Annotated in this window: 1 protein-coding gene; it reads left to right on the forward strand. The window is 45.4% G+C overall.

Features of this window, described 5'->3' with window-relative positions:
- Positions 1-1,423 (forward strand): M3 family metallopeptidase (locus A3762_RS16360; protein WP_068756661.1); only part of this gene is annotated, 1,423 nt, incomplete at its 5' end.
- Position 1,424: the final 1 nt, after the last annotated feature.

Raw genomic sequence — 1,424 nt, forward strand, 5'->3', positions numbered from 1 at the left:
TAAGGGCTATGAAACTGGTTACCTCTTGGGTTTGGATCTCACTCTTTATTTGCCCGTGATGCAGTATTGCGAGGATAGAGATCTCAGAAAAGTTTTGTATGAAGCGTTTATTACCAGAGCTTCAAATCAAGGGCCGCATGATCTCTCTCACGCGAATGAAGAACTAATGCGTGACATTATGGATGCACGTTTACGTAAATCTGAATTATTAGATTTGGCTTCGTATGCAGACTTATCGGTGCAAACGAAGATGGCTGAATCGCCGCAGCAGGTCCTCGATTTTTTATACGATCTTCATGAGAAAGCTAAGCCTCTTGCGGAGAAGGAGTTTGTTGAGCTGACAGCTTATGCAAAACAGAAATTCGGATTGGCTGAGCTAGCTGCATGGGATGTACCGTTTGTGACGGAGACCTTGCGTAAGGAACGATTTGATGTCGATCAGGAATTACTACGCCAATATTTCCCTTTGCCAACGGTTTTAAGTGGCTTGTTTGAAGTACTAAAGCGCGTTTTCGGTGTTGAGCTTGAAGAGCAAGAAGGGGTAAGTACGCCAGTCCCCGATGCGCGCTGTTTTAAAGTTTTGCAAAATGGTCAAGCCTTGGCGTATATCTACATGGATTTGTATTCGCGTGATGGAAAACGTGGCGGCGCATGGGTAGGTACATGTCATAAATTGACAGAGTTCGACAAAGAAGAGCCTTTATTACCTGTTGCGTATTTGGTCTGTAATTTTGCTGCGCCGAGTGACGGAAAGCCAAGTTTGCTGACACATTCCGACGTCGTAACCTTATTCCATGAATGCGGTCATGCAATGCACCATTGCTTGACTAAGATTTCTTATCCTGAGATTTCTGGGATCGCTGGTGTGCCTTGGGACGCTGTTGAGTTGCCGAGTCAATTTCTGGAAAACTGGTGCTGGCAGCCCGAAGCGCTCGAGTTTTTGTCGTCACATGTCGATGACAAGGAGAGCTTGCCTGACGCATTGATTGAAAAGATGATGAAAGCCAAGAGCTTTATGGCTGGAATGCAGACTGTTCGTCAATTGGAATTTGGCTTGTTTGATTTCTGTTTACACCATGAATATCAAAAGGATAAAACCGATATACAAGGGCTACTAGAACGCACGCAAGCAGATATATCCGTTGTGCCTGTTCCATCATTCGCACGTTTTGCTAACGCGTTTACGCATATTTTCGCAGGCGGTTATGCGGCGGGTTATTACAGTTATAAGTGGGCAGAGCTGTTGTCTGCGGATGCTTTCTCAGCCTTTGAGGAAGAGGGCGTGTTCAATCAGCAGACTGGCCTGCGCTTTAGAAACGAAATACTAGAATGTGGTGGTTCGCGTGATGTAGGCGAGATGTTTGAGTCGTTTAGAGGTAGAATGCCTAGCTCTGAAGCTTTGCTCAAACAAATGGGTGCTTAAA

The sequence above is a fragment of the Oleiphilus sp. HI0125 genome (assembly GCF_001635355.1).